This is a genomic window from Methylobacterium trifolii (genome assembly GCF_022179685.1).
In the GTDB taxonomy this organism is placed as follows: Bacteria; Pseudomonadota; Alphaproteobacteria; order Rhizobiales; family Beijerinckiaceae; genus Methylobacterium; species Methylobacterium trifolii.
The window spans coordinates 1-15,982 of the sequence record NZ_BPRB01000143.1 but is presented as its reverse complement, the minus strand read 5'-3'; the positions used below and the strand labels follow the sequence as shown (position 1 = coordinate 15,982).

Sequence of the window (15,982 nt, the reverse complement as noted above, 5' to 3'; positions counted from 1 at the left end):
CGGATCTGGGCGTGTTCGCCATCGACAAGAAGGGCGATGGCGGCATGCGGCTGATCGAACTCGCCGAGGGTGTCGGCGAGGACGAGGTCCGCGCCAAGACCGAGGCCGAGTACACCGTCGCGCTCGCCGCGTAGCTTCCGTCCCGCTCCCCTCTGCGGGGGAGGGTGGCCGTCGCTCCCCTCTCCCGACCCTCGCTGACGCGAGGCCCACCCTCCCCCGCAGAGGGGGGAGGGTGGGGCGCGCGCCGGGTTCGTTTCATACCGCGCAAGGCCCGGCGAGCCGGCAGGGCGGGCCGCCGGCCTCCTCCACCTGCAGGGTGGCGTGGCCGATGCCGAAGCGGTCGCGCAGGCCGTCGGCCGTCTCGGCCAGGAAGCGGTTGCCGGGGTGGCCGCCCGTCATCACCAGGTGGGCGGTGAGTGCCGCCTCGGTGGTGCTCATCGGCCAGATGTGGAGGTCGTGCAGGTCCGCGACGCCGGGCCGGGTTCGCAGGTAGTCCTGCACCGCCTCCGGGACGATGCCGGGGGGCACGGCGCCGAGCGCCATCGCCAGGCTGTCGCGTAGCAGGCCCCAGGTCGCCCAGACGATCAGCCCGGCGATGACGAGGCTGACCGCGGGGTCGATCCAGTCGAGGCCGGTGGCGAGGATCGCGAGCCCCGCCAGGACGACGCCGGCCGAGACCGCCGCGTCCGCGAGCATGTGCAGGAAGGCGCCCCGGACGTTGATGTCGCCCTTGGCCCCCGACGCGAACAGCCACGCCGTCAGCCCGTTGACCAGGATGCCGATGCCGGCCACCACCATCACCGTCACGCCCGCCACCGGCTCGGGATGGAGCAGGCGCGCCACCGCCTCCCACAGGATCAGTCCCGTGGCGACGAGCAGGAAGACGGCGTTGAACAGGGCGGCCAGGATCGAGGAGCCGCGCAGGCCGTAGGTGAAGCGGGCGCTGGCCCGGCGCCGGACCAGCACCGAGGCGATCCAGGCCACCACCAGCCCGAGCACGTCGGAGAGGTTGTGGCCGGCATCGGCCACCAGCGACATCGAGTTGCTCGCCCATCCGTAGCCGGCTTCGATCAGCACGAAGGCGGTGTTGAGGGCGATGCCGATCGCGAAGGCGGGCCCGAAGTTTTTTGGGGCGTGGGCGTGGCCATGGCCTCCGCCGTGGCCTCCATGCCCGCTGTGGGAATGCCCGCCGTGGGAATGCCCGTGATGATCGTGCCCGTGTCCGGCCAAAGCGTCCCCCTAGAATGCAAAAAGAGCGGCGGCGCGCAGGCGCGCCAGCAGGGGCAGCAGGGGCAGGCCGAGGATGGTGCTGTGGTCGCCCTCCACCGCCGCGAAGAGATGAATGCCCACGCCCTCGAGCTGGTAGCCGCCCACGCTCGCGCGGACGGCTACCTCGCCGGCACAGGCGACGTAGGCCGCGATGGCCTCCGCATCGAGGGGCCGCAGGGTCAGGCGGGCGGTCTCGACGAAGCCGTCCCGCACCTGCCCGCCCGTGGCGATCGCCACCGCCGCGTGCAGGTGATGGCTGCGCCCGGACAACCGCGCGAGCTGGGCGCGGGCCTGTTCCGCATCGGCTGGCTTGTGGAACACCGTGCCGTCGCAGGCCAGCACCTGGTCGGCGCCGACCACCACCCGGTCCGGATGCCGGGCGGCGACGGCCGCCGCCTTGGCCGCGGCCAGGTGTCGGGCGAGGTCGGGGGGGGAGAGGCCGGCGGCCTCCGCCTCCAGGGCGCGCTCGTCCACGTCGGCGGCGATCACCTCGACGGGGATCGCCGCGCCTTCGAGGAGCAGGCGCCGGGTCGGGCTGGCGGAGGCGAGCAGGAGGGGTGCCGGGCCGAGCCAGGGCGTGCGGGGGTCCATCGCCCCAGTGTCACGGATCGGGCCCGGGCCGCAAGACGGAGGCCCCGCCGCAGGGAATGGCCCTGCCGGCGGGACCGTCCGTTGCGGAGCCGATACGCAACGCGGCTCGCAAGAGGGAGATTGGCAGGCAGAGGTTGACCGGGGCTCAACCGGGCCGGGCGCGGATCGTCCCGGAGCGGGAATGGGGCGAGGGCCCGTCAGGTCCGGTAGAACAGGACGCGCCCGTCCGGCCGCATCTGGAGCAGCAGGTCGAAGTCCGTCAGGTTGCGCGTCAGCACGCAGAACCCGAGCTTCATCGCCTGAAGGAACAGCACGCAGTCGTGCAGCGCGCTCATCCGGGCGTCCCTGACATAGCCCTGGTTGCGGCTGAGCATCCCCGCATAGACCGCGGCCCTGGCGAGCACGTCGAGGTCGGGAACGACGATCCGGTGCGGCGGCATGGCATCGATCGCCGTCCCGATGGAGGCGACGGCCCGCCCGCTGCGGGCGTCGGCGGGATCGAGCACGCCGACCGTATGCATCAGTTCCTGCAGGGCGACCGCGCTGTGGTGCACCGGCCTGATCGCGAGCAGGTCTTCCACGATCCCGGGCGCACGACCCTGCATCTGGTCGATGTAGACGCAGGTGTCGAGCAGGAGGCCGGTCCCCGCGCGGGCCTCTCCGCCGAGGAAGGGCAGGCGGTCGTCGGGCCGCCGGCGCAGCGTCGTTCCCGGGTCGTGCCGCCGCACGCGCTCGGCGGACCTGAAGTCGAACGGCACAGACTAGAAGCCGAGGTCCAGATCGGGATCGACCGTCCCTTTCAGGTCGCGGAACACATGCGCGAAGTCGTCCGCGATCGCGACGTTCGCCAGGGCGAATTCCAGCAATTCAGTATCGGATCGAAGACCCGTCCGGGCCTTCGCGCGCTCGATCAGTTCGGACGAGACACGGCCCGAAATCCGTCCGGCCTTGTTAGCGGTCAGACCGCTCTCCTGCGCCCGGGACAGCACGGCCTCGACCTGATGGCGGATCGACGGTTCCTCCGGAACAGGCGCCGACCGTTCAATCGTCGCAGAACGCCGACGTTTGACCGGGAACGGCTTCGTCTCAGCGGGTGTCCGTCGCAGGTTCCCGGTCATCAACGGCTCCGGTGTGTTCAACAAATTCCCTGCTTTGCAGACATAGATGGAGTGGGATGTGCCCGCAACCGCGGGTGCCGGGCCTACTGTCTACCTGCTCATCCACCTCCCGCTTGAAGCGGGCGCGACCCGAGCCGTGCCAAGGTTTAAGGTCCCCACCGCCGGACGAACCCGTCCGGCGGTGGGGGCGGTGGTCGACGACATCAGCCGCCGATCTGGCCGCGCTTGAAGCCGAAGCCGGGCACCTCGCAGCCGCAGGACGAGTTGAAGGGGGCCGGCCGGGTCACGCAGTTACCGCGGGCGGTGACGCAGATGCTGCCGCCCCGGCCGCGGCGGGGACGGTCGTAGCGGTCCTCGTCGTAGTCGCGGCGGCGGGGGCGGTCGTAGCGGTCCTCGTCGTAGCCGCGCTCGAACCGGCGGGGGCCGCCGAAATCGTCGCGGTAATACTGGGCGCTGGCCTCGAGCGCGCCCAGCGTCGTCCCGAGGGTCAGGGCGGTGATGGCCGCGAGGGTGAAGCGCTTCAGTCTCATGGAGGGTCTCTTTCGGTCGGTGGTCGGTCCAGGGAGCCGGGATAGCGTCCCGTGAATGAACGACGGCTGAGGCCGGTTCCGGTTGCCGGAACGGGATCGCCTCGCTACCTACCGGCCACAGCCACAAGAGACGCCCATCGGACGCCCACCGGCCGCGGGCCCATCGCGGGCCCGCATTCTCAAGGACCGTCATGGAGCTTCTCAAGCTCGCAGCCCTCGACGCCGAAGACCTCACGGTGATCTCGGCCCACCTCCAGGACGGCATCCTGCGGGCGGGCGACCTCACCTACCTGGCCGCCGAGCACCGCTTCGCCCTGGCCGTGCGCCGCTTCGACTGGTCGGCCGAGCCGGGGGCGGCGCCGCGCCGGCGCCTGGCGGGGGTGCATTTCGAGCGGGTGCTGGGCGTGCGCACCCGCGGGATCGCACCGGGCCAGGAGGCGGACGCGCCCCTGAACCTCCTGGCCGTCACCTTCGATCCGGGGGAGCCTCCCTCCGGCACCGTCACCCTGGTCTTCGCCGGCGGCGCCGCGATCCGCCTCGACGTGGAATGCGTCGAGGCGGCGCTGAAGGACCTCGGCCCGGTCTGGGAGGCGGAGAGCCGCCCCGACCACCGCCCCTCCGACACCGCGGCCTGACGCCCCCCATTCTCTGCGACAACGAACGGCCTCCGATGGTTCGCCTCGACAGCACGGAACCGGATTTTTCGACGGCGTTCGCGCGCCTGCTCACGGCCAAGCGCGAGATCGCGCAGGACGTGGACGAGGCGGTGCGCGCCATCATCGCCGGGGTCGTGTCCGGCGGCGACCGGGCGCTGGTGGACTACACCCGCCGTTTCGACCGGCTCGGCCCGGATTTTTCGCCGGCCTCCCTGCGGGTGAGCGAGGCGGAGATCGCGGCGGCTGTCGCCGCCTGTCCGGCCGAGGCGCTCGACGCCTTGCGGCTCGCCGCAGAGCGGATCGAGGCCTTCCACCGGGCGCAGGTGCCCGCCGACCACCGGGCGACCGATGCGCTGGGCGTCACCGCCGGCTGGCGCTGGACGGCGCTCGAATCGGTCGGGCTCTACGTCCCCGGCGGCACGGCGAGCTACCCCTCCTCGGTGCTGATGAACGCCCTGCCCGCGCGCGTGGCCGGCGTGCCGCGCATCGTCATGGTGGTGCCGACGCCGGACGGGGTGCTGAACCCGCTCGTGCTGGCCGCGGCCCACCTGTCCGGCGTGCACGAGGTCTACCGGGTCGGCGGCGCCCAGGCGGTCGCGGCCTTGGCCTACGGCACGGAGACGATCGGGGCGGTGGCCAAGGTGGTCGGGCCCGGCAACGCCTGGGTCGCGGCGGCCAAGCGCCGGGTCTTCGGCCAGGTCGGCATCGACATGATCGCCGGCCCCTCCGAGGTGCTGATCCTAGCCGACCACCACGCCAACCCGGACTGGATCGCCGCCGACCTCCTGGCCCAGGCCGAGCACGACGTGGCGGCCCAGTCGATCCTCATCACCGACAGCGCCGAATTGGCCGATGCCGTCGAGGCCGCGGTGGAGCGGGCGCTGACCACGCTGCCGCGCCAGGAGATCGCCCGCGCGAGCTGGCGCGACTACGGCGCGATCGTGCGCGTGCGGGACTTCGACGAGGCGGTGCCCCTGGTCGACCGCATCGCCCCCGAACACCTCGAGATCGAGACCCAGGACGCCGAGGCCCTGTCCCGAAAGATCCGGAACGCGGGGGCGATCTTCCTGGGCTCGCACACGCCGGAGGCGATCGGCGACTACGTCGGCGGCCCCAACCACGTGCTGCCCACCGCCCGCTCGGCCCGGTTCTCCTCCGGGCTCGGGGTGCTGGACTTCATGAAACGCACCACCATCCTGGCCTGCACGCCGGAGAGCTTGCGGGCGCTCGGGCCGGCGGCGATAACGCTCGGCCGGTCGGAGGGCCTGGAGGGGCACGCCCGCTCCGTTGCGATCCGCCTGAACCTGTGAGGCGATCCGGATGTCCGAGGACAAGGGTGTGGAGACGCGTGAGGATGCGGGCGGCGACCGCCTGATCGGGGTGGCGCTCGACGACGACTCCATCGGCCGCGGCAACCCGGACCAGGAGCACGAGCGCGCCATCGCGATCTTCGACATCCTGGAATCGAACCGCTTCGCCATTCCCGGCCGAACCGGCCCCTACGCCCTGACGCTGGGGCTGGTGGAGAACAAGCTCTCCTTCGCGATCAAGTCGGAGGCGGGCGAGCCGGTGATGACGCACCTGCTCTCGCTCACCCCCTTCCGGCGGGTGATCCGCGACTACGAGATGATCTGCGAGAGCTACTACAACGCCATCCGCACCGCCTCGCCGACGCAGATCGAGGCGATCGACATGGGCCGGCGCGGCCTGCACAACGAGGCCTCCGAGACCCTGAAGCAGCGCCTGGACGGCAAGGTCGACCTCGACCACGACACGGCCCGGCGCCTGTTCACGCTGATCTTCGCCCTGCACTGGAAGGGCTGAGGCCCGTGCCGCGGGACGCCCTGCCCGTGACGCGCGCTTAAGGCCCCCGCGATGGACGACGGCGTCCCAAAAAAACGGCGGGTGCAGTCGGTCCTGTTCATGTGCAACTTCAACGCCGTGCGCTCGCCCGCGGCGGAGGCGATCGCGCGCCACTATTTCGGCAAGTCGGTCTACGTGCAGTCGGCGGGCGTCCGCTCGGGGGAGCCCCGCGACCCGTTCATGGTGGCCGCACTCGACGAGATCGGCATCGACGCCTCCAAGCACAAGCCGCGCACGGTGCAGGAGTTGGAGGACTGGGAGGGCCTGAACTTCGACCTCATCATCACCCTGGCCCCGGAGGCCCACCACAAGGCCCTGGCGCTCACCCACACCATCGCGGCCGAGGTGGAATACTGGCAGACCCCCGACCCGACCATCCTCCAGGACGCCTCCCGCGAGCAGCGCCTCGATGCCTACCGGGATCTGCGCGACGGGCTGATCTACCGGATCAAGAGCCGGCTGAAGGGGTGATGGGGCTACTCCCCCTCTCCCCTCTGCGGGAGAGGGTGGCCCGCGAAGCGGGTCGGGGGAGGGGAGCGCCGCATCCGGACCTGTCGCTCCCCGCTCCCGACCCTCGCTGACGCGAGACCCACCCTCCCCCTCAGAGGGGGGAGGGCAGGGCGCTCCGATTGCCTTGAGAAGCAGAGGGATTCCTAAAAGAATCGCCGGATCGACGTGACCGGCCCGTAGCTGTTGGCCAGGATGCGGGCGGTGGCCTCCCGCAGGGGCTCCACCGCCACCGCCATGTGGTGGCCGTTGGCGTGGATCAGGCGGGTGGCGTCGAGCATCATCCCGACATGGCCGCGCCAGAACACGAGGTCGCCGCGGGCGAGACCCGCAAGGTCGGTCGACAGCGGGGCGCCGAGCGCCCGCTCCTGCTGGTCGGCGTCGCGGGGGCAGGGCAGGCCGGCGAGGTCCAGGCAGAGCTGGACGAGGCCGGAGCAGTCGAGGCCGAGGCTGGTGCGGCCGCCCCAGAGATAGGGGGTGCCAACGAGGCGCTCGGCCGTGCCCGCCGGGTCGGGCTCGCGCCGGGCCACCGGCACGCAATGGCGGGCGAAGACGAAGCCGCCCGGCGTCTCCAGGTAATCTCCCGCCGTTCCGGTGACGGCGAGCGCCGCGCCGAGGCTCAGATGGCCGCGCGGCGGTCGCTTCAGGTCGGCGACGGGGTAGAGGAAGGTGCGCAGGGCCGCGACCCGGTGCGTCGGGGCCGGGTCGGCCGGGCCGAGGCTGTCGGCGGCGAGGTAGCCGACATAGCCGTCATGCGTGAGCCGCACCCAAGCGAAGCCGTCGCGCACCTCGTAGAGGGTCACGGCGTCGCCCAGCACCGCTTCGGTGTCGATCCCGGATTCGGGCGAAGGCGCCCGGCGCAAGGGCGCGGAGGCGGCCACGACCCGGCGCGGCTCCCCCGTCACGAAGCGCGCGGCGCTCACCACGCCGGCGAGACTCGCATCGGCGAGGTCGGGCCGGGCGGGGGTGAGGCGCGGGTCGAGGTTCGGCGTCGGCATGGTCGTCCCTGGGCGCATCCGGCGCGGATTATCTCACGATTTCCTCGACGGACATGTCCGTCCACCACATGGCGGCCGCAGGGCCGGGCCGTACACGGTCCTGCGGCCCCCTCAGATCGGTCCTGAACCCGCGTCATTTCGACGCGTTCTTCTGCCTCTCTCCGCAGCATTTGCATAGAGAATCATCTCAGCGCCTCATGGATTGGAGCACATCCTGCCTGAGCAAGGGGCAGGCCGCCCGTCATGCGCCGGAGACGCTGCCGCCTCGAATTTTGATGCAGTGCACAATGCGTCTCGTGTCCACTATGTTGGGGTCATGCCAAGTGCGAGCCGCGCCGTGAAGAAGACCCCCAAAAGCTTCGCCGACCTGCCACCGATCCGGGTGCGCAAGGAGCCCCCGACGATCGTCGAGGCGGTGGCGGCTGCCCAGGATCTCGCCGACGACCTCGACCAGCAGGTCGAGATCGCCGCCGGTCTGATCGGCCTGCCGGCCGACGAGGTCCGCCCCCACGTCCTGGCCGCCCAGCGGGCGAAGACGGAGCGCCGCCCGGAGCGGATGCCGGAGCGCATCTTCAGCCAGGGCGGCCCGAGCCGGGCGCCGCGCACCGTCATCGTGGAGCGCCGCACCCGCCCGCCCGTGATCGTGGAGCGGCGCGGCCGCCCCCTCGACCCGCGCCGCTGATTTCCTTCCATCGTGACGACAGCCAGACGCCGCGCCCGTGGAGACGGGCGCGGCGTCTTGCGTTCGGCCCAAGCGCCTACCAGGCCAGGGTCTCGCCCCTGTAGTCGAGATAGGCGGTGCCGGGCCGGCCGAGATGCCGCTCGATCACGTCGGTCAGGCCGGTGACGCTGGTCTCCACGTCGATGTCGGCCTCCGCCCCGCCCATGTCGGTGCGGACCCAGCCCGGATGCAGCAGCAGGACGCTCAGACCGGATGCGCCGTGGCGGATCTGGAAGCTGCGGGCCAGGGTGTTGAGGGCCGCCTTGCTCGCCCGGTAATTCTCCCAGCCGCCCGCCTCGTTGAGCCCGACGCTGCCGAGGATCGAGCTCATGAAGGCGATGCTGCCGCCTGGGGCCAGCGTCCCGTGAAACGCGTCCGCGAAGCGGATCGGGCTCACCGCGTTGGTGAGGTAGACCTGCGCGGCGACCTCCCGCGGCACCGCGTGCAGGGGGTCGTGCGCCTGCGTCGCCACGCCCGCCACCACGAAGATCAGGTCGTATGCCTGCGCGCCGATCCGCCCGTGCAGGGCGGAGACCGAGGCGTCGTCGTCGATATCGGCGGTCTCGACGGTGAGCGCGTCGGATGACAGGGCCGCGAGTTCGGGCGAGGGCTTGCGCTGGGTCGCCGTGACGCGCCAGCCGCGGGCCAGGAAGGTCTCGACTAGGCCGAGGCCGAGGCCGCGCGAGGCGCCGACGATCAGTGCGTGCTTTTGGGTGCTTGCCATGGTGGTTCTCCGGCGGGGCCGGGTTCAAGGTCCGGCGCTGCGGAGGATGAGGTTGGCGCTGGACGGGGGCGGGGAAAGCGCGCGGCCGCGTCCCAGGTGCGCGGCCGCACACGGTGACGGGGTCCTCTCCCGTTCCGGCGAGCGGTCGTCCGACCGACGAAAAGAACTCAATCGGCCGTCTGCGCCGACCACGTCGCGTGGCGGATGCCGGGGGCGCGCTCCAGTTCCGCCGTCACCGCATCGAGCTCGGCGGCCTCGACGGCGCTGGCGAGCAGGGTGGCGACCACCTCGACCGCCTCCTCGCCCCGCTCCACCACCTCGATCCCGGCGACGGGGTAGCTCGCCGCCTCCAGGCGCTCGACCAGGAGGTCGCGGGCCGGCCCCGCGCCCTCGGGCGAGGTGGTGACCTGGACCTCGTAGGTCGCCTCGGTCTCGCTCTCGCGGATCGGCGCCCGGTTGATGGCGTTGACCAGCGGCCGCAGCAGGGTGTTGCAGGCCAGCACCGCCACCGTGACGAACAGGGCCTCGAGCGGCAGGTCGGCCCCGGCGAAGGCGCCGACCGCCGCCGAGCACCAGAGGGTCGCGGCCGTGTTGAGGCCGCGCACGTTCATCCCCTCCTTCATGATCACGCCGGCCCCGAGGAAGCCGATGCCGGAGATCACGTAGGCCACCGTGCGGGTGCCGCCCTCGTTGCCGGTGAGCCGGACGCCGAGGTCCACGAAGGCCGCCGCGCCCAGCGCCACCAGCACCGCCGTGCGCAGGCCGGCGCTGCGCTGCCGGTACTGCCGTTCCGCCCCGATCAGGGTGCCGAGCACGAAGGCCACGATCAGGCTGATCGCCGAGTTGAGGGTCTCGGGCAGGATGTAGGGGCCGATGGTCATGCGCGCTCCTACGCCGCCCCACATGACGGAACGGTGACGCCCGGCCTGCGGCGGCCCCTCGGGCATATTGCCCGAGGCCACCCGCGCGGGATTGACGGACGGCCCCGGCGACGGGCACACGGACAGGGCTGAGGATCGCCTAAGAATCCGAGACTAAGACAGTATTCCCGAGGAGACGGACAGGATGCAGGACATCGTCCCTGCGGCGGCCATCGGGCCGGCGCGCGCATGAGCGGTGCAGCCCTGGCCGAGCGCGGCGCGGCCCTGGCCGAGCCCCCCGCGACGGCGCCCGCCGACGGCGCCCTGCGCGCCCGCATCCTGGCGCTCCGCGACGGCCTGGAGCACGGCCTCATCGGCTGCTCCGGCCTGGTGGAGCGCCTGATGATCGGCCTGCTCACCGGCGGCCACCTCCTGATCGAGGGGGCGCCGGGCTTGGCCAAGACCCGCGCGGTCAAGCGCCTGGCCGACGGCCTCGACGGCTCCTTCGCCCGCGTGCAATGCACCCCCGACCTGATGCCGGCCGACCTCACCGGCACGACCGTCTGGCGCCAGGACAGCGGCAGCTTCGAGTTCCTGCCCGGCCCCCTGTTCCACTCCCTGATCCTGGTGGACGAGGTGAACCGCGCGCCGCCCAAGGTGCAGTCGGCGCTGCTCGAATCCATGGCCGAGGGCCAGATCACGGTGGCCGGCCACACCCATCCGCTGCCCGACCCCTTCATGGTGGTGGCCACCCAGAACCCGATCGAGCACGCCGGCACCTTCCCCCTGCCCGAGGCGCAGCTCGACCGCTTCCTGCTCCACGTCGTGGTGGAGATGCCGGACGAGGCCTCCGAGCGGGCGATCCTCGACCTCGTGGAGGGCGAGCTGAACCACCACGCCGAGGCCATGCCGGTGCGGCTGACGCTGGACGAGGTCCGCGCCGCGCGGGAGGCCGCGCTCTCCGTCTACGTCTCGCCTGCGCTGAAGGACTACCTCGTGCGCCTCGTGGCCGGCACCCGCAGCGACGCGGCGGCGCCCGACCTGCGCGCGGCGATCGAGCACCCGGCCTCGCCGCGCGGGACGCTGGCCCTGATGGTGGCGGGCAAGGCGCGGGCCTACCTGCACGGGCGCGACCACGTCGTCCCCGAGGATATCGCCGCGCTGGCCTCGGACGCGCTGGCCCACCGCATCGGCCTGACCTGGCGCGCCGCCGCCGAGGGCAAGACCGCCCGCGGCATCATCGGCGGCCTCGTGCAGCGGGTGCGGGCGCTCTGAGGGTGACAGGGTTGGCGGACGGCTTTTGCGAGCGCGCGCGTCCCTCCCCCCTCTGCGGGGGAGGGTGGCCCTCGCATGAGCGAGGGTCGGGAGAGGGGAGGGACGCGTCCGGATACGGTGCTCCCCTCTCCCGACTTAGCTCGCGGGCCACCCTCCCCCGCAGAGGGGGGAGGGAAGGGAGCCGCGCGGCTCACCCATGACCGCATCCCCAACCCCCGAGTACGAAAAAACCGAAAAAAACCCCGGCATCCACCTGTCCGGCGAGGCGCTGATGGGCCTGCGCCACCTTGCCCGCCGCGGGGTCGCGCCCACAACGCGCACGCTCGCCGGCCTGCCCGGCGGCATCGTCACGAAGCGGCGCGGGCGGGGTTCCGAGCCCGACGACGTGCGGCTCTGGTCGGAGGGTGACGACCGGCGTCACATCGACCGCAACGCCACCGCCCGCACCGGGGTGCTGCACGTGCGCACCCACCACGACGAGCGCGACCGGGCCGTGGTGCTGCTGGCCGACTTCCGGCCCTCCATGCTGTTCGGCACCCGCCGGGCCCTGCGCTCGGTCGCGGCCGCCGAGGCCCTGACCCTGCTGGGCTGGCGGGTCGTCGGCGACGGCGGCCGCATCGGCCTCGCGGTGGCCGGCGTGGGCGAGCCCGTGGCGCTGCGCCCGGCCGGCGGCGAGCGGGCGATGACGGCCGTGACCGGGGCGCTCGCCCTGGCCCATGCCCGCGCCCTCGACGATGCCGAGGCGGCCGACCCCCCGCTCGATGCCATGCTGACGCTCGCGCGCAGCCTGCTGCCCTCCGGCGGCCACCTCGTCATCGCCAGCGCGCTCGATGCGCCCGGCCCCGATTTCGACCACCTCCTGACCCTTCTGGCCGAGCGCCTCTCGATCCGCCTGATCCTGGTCAGCGACGCCTTCGAGCGGCAGCGCCCGGCCGGCTTCTACCCCTTCGCCCTCTCGGACGGCCGGCGCGGCACCGTGCAAGCCGGCCGGGCCGGGGCGACGGGGAGCGCGGAGGCCGACGAGCGGCTATCCGACTACGCCCGCCGCGGCATCGCGGGCCTGCGCCTCGACGTGGAGGCCGGACCGGAAGCCTACGCCCCGCTGATGGAGCGGCTCGATGCGGTGCTGTGACGGGGGAGTCTCTCCTCCCCCTTGCGGGGAGGAGCCGGAGGTGGGGGTGGTGCAGAAGGCACCGCACCGCTCGATCCTGAACCACCCCCACCCCTTGCCCCTCCCCGCAAGGAGGAGGGGAATCGCGTCGCGCATGGGACTCGGCCCATGATGCCCGCCGACGCTCCCCTGAACCTCATTGAACTCCGCGGCCTGCACCTGCCCGGCAACGCCGCCGGCGCGGTGCAGGGGGAGGTGGTGGCCGCCATCGCGCTGGGTTTCGTCGCCGCCATCCTGGTGGGGCTGGTGCGCACCCTGCGCACCCGCTCGCGCGCCACCCTGCGCCGCGCGGCCCTGCGGGAGCTGGCCGGCTCCCGCACCCTGGCGCCGGAGGCGCGCCTCGTGGCCCAGGCCGGCCTGCTGCGGCGGCTGGCCCGCAAGCTCCAGGGCGCGGACGCCGCCGACGCGCAGGGCGCCGCCTGGGCCGCCCGCCTGGATAGCCTGTTCGGGACCGACTTCTTCTCCGCGGGCGCCGGCCGCACCCTGGTCGACGGCCTCTACCGCCGGCGCGAGACGCCGGACCCGGCCGCGATCGACGCAGAACTCGCCCGCCTCATCGGCCGGATCAGGACGTGACGATGGCAGGCCTCTTCCCTGCCTGGCTCACGGCGCTCGCCTCCGCCTTCGACCTCGCCGCGCCCTGGGCGCTGCTGGCCCTGCCCCTGCCGCTGCTGGCCGCCCGCCTGATCCCGGCGGAGGCGCAAGGGTCGAGCGGGGCCCTGAGGGTGCCGGCCTCCCTGGTGGCGCGCCACGAGGCCGGCGGCGACGTGGGCGCCCGCGGGCGCCGCCGCACCCTGCTGCTCTGGACCCTGTGGGCGGCGCTGGTCGCGGCGCTCTCCGGCCCCCGCCTCGTCCTGCCGGCGACCGCGCTGCCGGCCTCGGGCCGGGAGATCATGCTGGCGATGGATCTCTCCGGCTCGATGGAGCGGCGGGACTTTTCCCTCGACGGGCAGGAGGTGAACCGGCTGGTGGCGGTCAAGCGCGTCGGCGCCGACTTCATCCGCCGCCGGGCGGGCGACCGCATCGGCCTCGTCATCTTCGCCGACCAGGCTTTTGTGGCCGCCAGCCTGACCTTCGACACGGCCAGCGTCGCCCACGCCCTCGAAGAGGCCACCATCGGCCTGGTGGGCCGCTCCACCGGCATCGGCGACGGGCTCGGGCTGGCACTCCGCCGCCTCGACCCCAAGGACACAGGCAGGGACGCGGGCCAGCCGGGACCGGCCACCGCCAAGGTGGTGATCCTGCTCTCGGACGGGGCCAACAACGCCGGCCAGACCACGCCCAAGGACGTGGCGGCCCTGGCCAAGGAACTCGGCATCAAGGTCTACACCATCGCACTCGGCCCCCGCGACATGGCCGACGCCCAGGGCGAGCAGGACGTGGTCGACACCGAGACCTTGCGCGAGATGGCCGAGATCAGCGGCGGCAAGGCCTTCCGGGTGAAGACGACCGAGGACCTGATCGCGGTGGCCGGCTCCATCGACGCCCTGGAGGGCGGCCGGGCCAAGGCGCCCCCCCTGCCGCTGCGCCGCGACCTCTGGCCCTGGCCCGCCGCCCTGGCCCTGCTCTGCGCCGCCGCGCTGCTCGCCACCCGGAGGGGCGCGTGATGGTCCGGTCCTTCGAATCCCCGTCTCCTCCCATCCACGCCTTCATCCTGAGGTGCCGCGTCAGCGGCCTCGAAGGAGCCCTCCAGCCATCGCCGAGATTTCTGAAGGGCTCCTTCGAGGCCACCGCTTCGCGGCGGCACCTCAGGATGAGGGTGTGGGTGGGACGACCGGTTCTAAGCTCCGGCGGGGCTCCCGCATGAGCGCGCTCGACGCCTACGCCCTGCTGCGTCCCTGGTGGTTCCTGGCGATCCCGGTCGTCGCACTGCTGGCTTTGCGCGCGGCATCCCGCGCCGCACCCCTCGGCGACTGGACCCGCGCCGTCGACCCCGCCCTGATGGCCCATCTCGCCCGCCGCGGCGCGGTGCTCGGCGGCCGGCGGCAGGCGAACCTCGCAGCCGCGGTCGCGGCCGGCCTGATCGCCCTGGCGCTCACCGGCCCGGCCGTGGAGCGCACGGATGCGGCGAGCTTCCGCAACCTCGACGCCACGGTGATCGTCGTCGACCTCTCCCGCTCGGTCGCGGCCGGCGGCAGCCTCCAGGCCCTGCGCCAGACCGCCCAAGGGGTGGCCGAGGCGGCCGGCACCCGCTCCGTGGCGCTCGTGGTCTACGCGGGCGACGCCTACCTCGCCATGCCGCCGACCACCGACCGCGACAGCTTCGGCACCACCCTGTTTGCCCTCGACGCCGACACCGTGCCCGACCGCGGCAGCCACCCGGAGCGCGGGCTGGCGCTCGCCCGCCGGACGCTGGCCGAGGCCGACGTGGTCGCCGCCGACGTGGTGCTGATCACCGACGGGGACGGCATCAACGAGGCGGCTTTGCGCGAGGCCCGCGCCATGCGGGACAAGGGCTGGCGCCTGCAGGGCCTGTTCGTGCCGGCCGGCACCGCCCTGCCGCCGGGCGCGCCGAAGCCCGACCGGGCGGCCCTGGAGCAACTGGTGCAGGCGGGCGGCGGCGTGACGGCGGACCTCTCCGCCCCCGGCCCCGTCCTCGACGCGGTGGGCGCCGGCACCGCGCAGCATCTCACGGCCGGCGGCTACACCGTGCTGGCCTTCGCCGATTTCGGGCGCTGGCTGCTGTGGCTGGCCGCCATCCCCGCCCTCGTCCTGTTCCGCAGGAGCGCCTGATGCCCGCCGGCTCGATCCGCCCCCCGCTCCTGTCCATGCCGGCCTCGCGGGGCCTGACGCGGACCTGGCGCCGCCGGGCCCGGATCGGCGGCCTGGGGCTCGCGGGCGCCGCCATCCTCGGGCTCGCCCTGGTCTCGCAGCCGCGCACCGGCCTCGGGCGCCTGCTGATGGGGGTGGGGCTGCCAGGCGCGGCCGCCGCGATCATCGCCGACCCGGCCTGGCGCGGCCCGGCCCTCTACGCAGCCGGGCGCTACGACGAGGCCGCCGCCCTCTTCCGCAACGGCGGCCGGCGCAACAGCTACAACCTCGGCAACGCGCTGGCGCGCATGGGCGACTATCCCGGCGCGATCGCCGCCTACGACGCGGCGCTCCAGTTCAACCCGCGGGATGCCGACGCGCAGGCCAACCGCTCCCTCATCGCCAAGATGCTGGCGGAGGCGATCGACCGCGGCAAGGGCGGCGGCATCGCCAACGGCACGGCCCAGTACGGCGCCCGCTACAACAACACCGCCAACCAGGACCAGAACGACGACATCGATGCCAGCTCCAGCGGCGAAGGCCTGGCCGGCAACAAGGAGGCCTCCGCCTCCTCCTCGCTGCCGGGCAACAGCAAGGTCGCCCGCCGGGGCAAGGCCGAGCAGCAATCGATCGATTCCGGCCGGGGCGAGGCGCGGGGCTCGGCCGGCGACGCGGCCGGGCGCGGGCGCACCGGCGGCGGCTCGGCCATGGTGGCCGAGGCCCCCGAGAAGGAGGTGCGCCGCGTGACCAAGAGCTTCGAGGCCCACGAGATCCGCCCCGACCGCCTCTGGCTCCAGACCATCCCCGACGATCCGGGCCGCTACCTGAAGCTGCGCCTCAAGGCCGAGCAGACCCGCCGCGTCGAGGCCGGCACCGCCATGCCCGCCGGGAGCAACCCATGGTGATTCTTTGGGAATGGGTCGCGGGCGCCTTCCCTCCCCCCTTTGC

The 15,982-nt window shown here is 73.1% G+C and carries 19 protein-coding genes and 1 pseudogene; 12 read left to right on the top strand and 8 right to left on the bottom strand.

Annotated elements, in window-relative coordinates; genetic code table 11:
• Positions 1-134 (top strand): annotated as a pseudogene (locus COGEMETH_RS13555) (succinyl-CoA--3-ketoacid-CoA transferase); the annotation flags it as partial.
• Positions 135-255: 121 nt separating this feature from the next.
• Here COGEMETH_RS13555 and COGEMETH_RS13550 read toward each other — a convergent pair.
• From COGEMETH_RS13550 to COGEMETH_RS13530, 5 genes are all read right to left on the bottom strand, one after another.
• On the bottom strand, positions 256-1,230 hold the full coding sequence (locus COGEMETH_RS13550; RefSeq protein ID WP_238183171.1) for a cation diffusion facilitator family transporter: 975 nt from the start codon (positions 1,228-1,230) through the stop codon (positions 256-258).
• Positions 1,231-1,239: 9 nt separating this feature from the next.
• Complete coding sequence (locus tag COGEMETH_RS13545) at positions 1,240-1,860, bottom strand: Maf family protein (protein ID WP_238183170.1); 621 nt, start codon at positions 1,858-1,860, stop codon at positions 1,240-1,242.
• Between the two features lie 197 nt (positions 1,861-2,057).
• Positions 2,058-2,588, bottom strand: coding sequence for a type II toxin-antitoxin system VapC family toxin (locus tag COGEMETH_RS13540; protein ID WP_238183169.1), 531 nt, complete (start codon positions 2,586-2,588; stop codon positions 2,058-2,060).
• A 33-nt stretch (positions 2,589-2,621) separates the two neighbouring features.
• Positions 2,622-2,978 carry a hypothetical protein gene (locus tag COGEMETH_RS13535; RefSeq protein WP_238183168.1) on the bottom strand — a complete coding sequence of 119 codons (357 nt, stop codon included), beginning with the start codon at positions 2,976-2,978 and terminating at the stop codon, positions 2,622-2,624.
• Between the two features lie 203 nt (positions 2,979-3,181).
• Entirely contained in the window at positions 3,182-3,508 is a 327-nt protein-coding gene (locus COGEMETH_RS13530; RefSeq protein WP_238183167.1) for a hypothetical protein, read from the bottom strand.
• A gap of 191 nt (positions 3,509-3,699) precedes the next feature.
• On the opposite strand from COGEMETH_RS13530, the gene COGEMETH_RS13525 reads away from it, so the two are divergent.
• Genes COGEMETH_RS13525 through COGEMETH_RS13510 form a run of 4 tightly spaced genes read left to right on the top strand, consistent with a single transcriptional unit; the run spans position 3,700 to position 6,498 of the window.
• Positions 3,700-4,143, top strand: coding sequence for a DUF2948 family protein (locus tag COGEMETH_RS13525; RefSeq protein ID WP_238183166.1), 444 nt, complete (start codon positions 3,700-3,702; stop codon positions 4,141-4,143).
• A gap of 35 nt (positions 4,144-4,178) precedes the next feature.
• Positions 4,179-5,474 carry a histidinol dehydrogenase gene (gene hisD, locus COGEMETH_RS13520; protein ID WP_238183165.1) on the top strand — a complete coding sequence of 432 codons (1,296 nt, stop codon included), beginning with the start codon at positions 4,179-4,181 and terminating at the stop codon, positions 5,472-5,474.
• 10 nt (positions 5,475-5,484) lie between these two features.
• Positions 5,485-5,988: a UPF0262 family protein gene (locus tag COGEMETH_RS13515; protein ID WP_238183164.1), complete on the top strand. Its 504-nt coding sequence runs from the start codon at positions 5,485-5,487 to the stop codon at positions 5,986-5,988.
• Between the two features lie 51 nt (positions 5,989-6,039).
• Positions 6,040-6,498: an arsenate-mycothiol transferase ArsC gene (locus tag COGEMETH_RS13510; RefSeq protein ID WP_238183163.1), complete on the top strand. Its 459-nt coding sequence runs from the start codon at positions 6,040-6,042 to the stop codon at positions 6,496-6,498.
• A gap of 182 nt (positions 6,499-6,680) precedes the next feature.
• Here COGEMETH_RS13510 and COGEMETH_RS13505 read toward each other — a convergent pair whose 3' ends face one another.
• A complete protein-coding gene (locus COGEMETH_RS13505) occupies positions 6,681-7,532 on the bottom strand; it encodes a C40 family peptidase (RefSeq protein ID WP_238183162.1) in 852 nt (283 codons plus the stop codon).
• A 337-nt stretch (positions 7,533-7,869) separates the two neighbouring features.
• On the opposite strand from COGEMETH_RS13505, the gene COGEMETH_RS13500 reads away from it, so the two are divergent.
• A complete protein-coding gene (locus tag COGEMETH_RS13500) occupies positions 7,870-8,214 on the top strand; it encodes a hypothetical protein (RefSeq protein ID WP_238183161.1) in 345 nt (114 codons plus the stop codon).
• Between the two features lie 76 nt (positions 8,215-8,290).
• On the opposite strand, the gene COGEMETH_RS13495 is transcribed toward COGEMETH_RS13500, so the two are convergent.
• Both COGEMETH_RS13495 and COGEMETH_RS13490 read right to left on the bottom strand, forming a co-directional pair.
• Positions 8,291-8,977 (bottom strand): SDR family oxidoreductase, encoded by a 687-nt coding sequence (locus tag COGEMETH_RS13495; RefSeq protein ID WP_238183160.1) that lies wholly within the window; start codon positions 8,975-8,977, stop codon positions 8,291-8,293.
• A 167-nt stretch (positions 8,978-9,144) separates the two neighbouring features.
• Positions 9,145-9,858: an MgtC/SapB family protein gene (locus COGEMETH_RS13490; RefSeq protein ID WP_238183159.1), complete on the bottom strand. Its 714-nt coding sequence runs from the start codon at positions 9,856-9,858 to the stop codon at positions 9,145-9,147.
• Positions 9,859-10,086: 228 nt separating this feature from the next.
• On the opposite strand from COGEMETH_RS13490, the gene COGEMETH_RS13485 reads away from it, so the two are divergent.
• The 6 genes from COGEMETH_RS13485 (at position 10,087) to COGEMETH_RS13460 (ending at position 15,939) form a co-directional block, all read left to right on the top strand.
• Complete coding sequence (locus COGEMETH_RS13485) at positions 10,087-11,112, top strand: AAA family ATPase (protein WP_238183158.1); 1,026 nt, start codon at positions 10,087-10,089, stop codon at positions 11,110-11,112.
• Between the two features lie 196 nt (positions 11,113-11,308).
• Positions 11,309-12,244 carry a DUF58 domain-containing protein gene (locus COGEMETH_RS13480; RefSeq protein WP_238183157.1) on the top strand — a complete coding sequence of 312 codons (936 nt, stop codon included), beginning with the start codon at positions 11,309-11,311 and terminating at the stop codon, positions 12,242-12,244.
• Positions 12,245-12,394: 150 nt separating this feature from the next.
• Positions 12,395-12,859, top strand: a complete 465-nt coding sequence (locus COGEMETH_RS13475; protein ID WP_238183173.1) for a DUF4381 family protein — start codon at positions 12,395-12,397, stop codon at positions 12,857-12,859.
• 2 nt (positions 12,860-12,861) lie between these two features.
• Entirely contained in the window at positions 12,862-13,890 is a 1,029-nt protein-coding gene (locus tag COGEMETH_RS13470; RefSeq protein ID WP_238183156.1) for a VWA domain-containing protein, read from the top strand.
• 196 nt (positions 13,891-14,086) lie between these two features.
• Positions 14,087-15,016, top strand: coding sequence for a vWA domain-containing protein (locus COGEMETH_RS13465; protein WP_238183155.1), 930 nt, complete (start codon positions 14,087-14,089; stop codon positions 15,014-15,016).
• Positions 15,016-15,939: a tetratricopeptide repeat protein gene (locus tag COGEMETH_RS13460; protein ID WP_373875364.1), complete on the top strand. Its 924-nt coding sequence runs from the start codon at positions 15,016-15,018 to the stop codon at positions 15,937-15,939. Before COGEMETH_RS13465 ends, COGEMETH_RS13460 begins: the two co-directional genes overlap by 1 nt.
• Positions 15,940-15,982 lie beyond the last annotated feature (43 nt).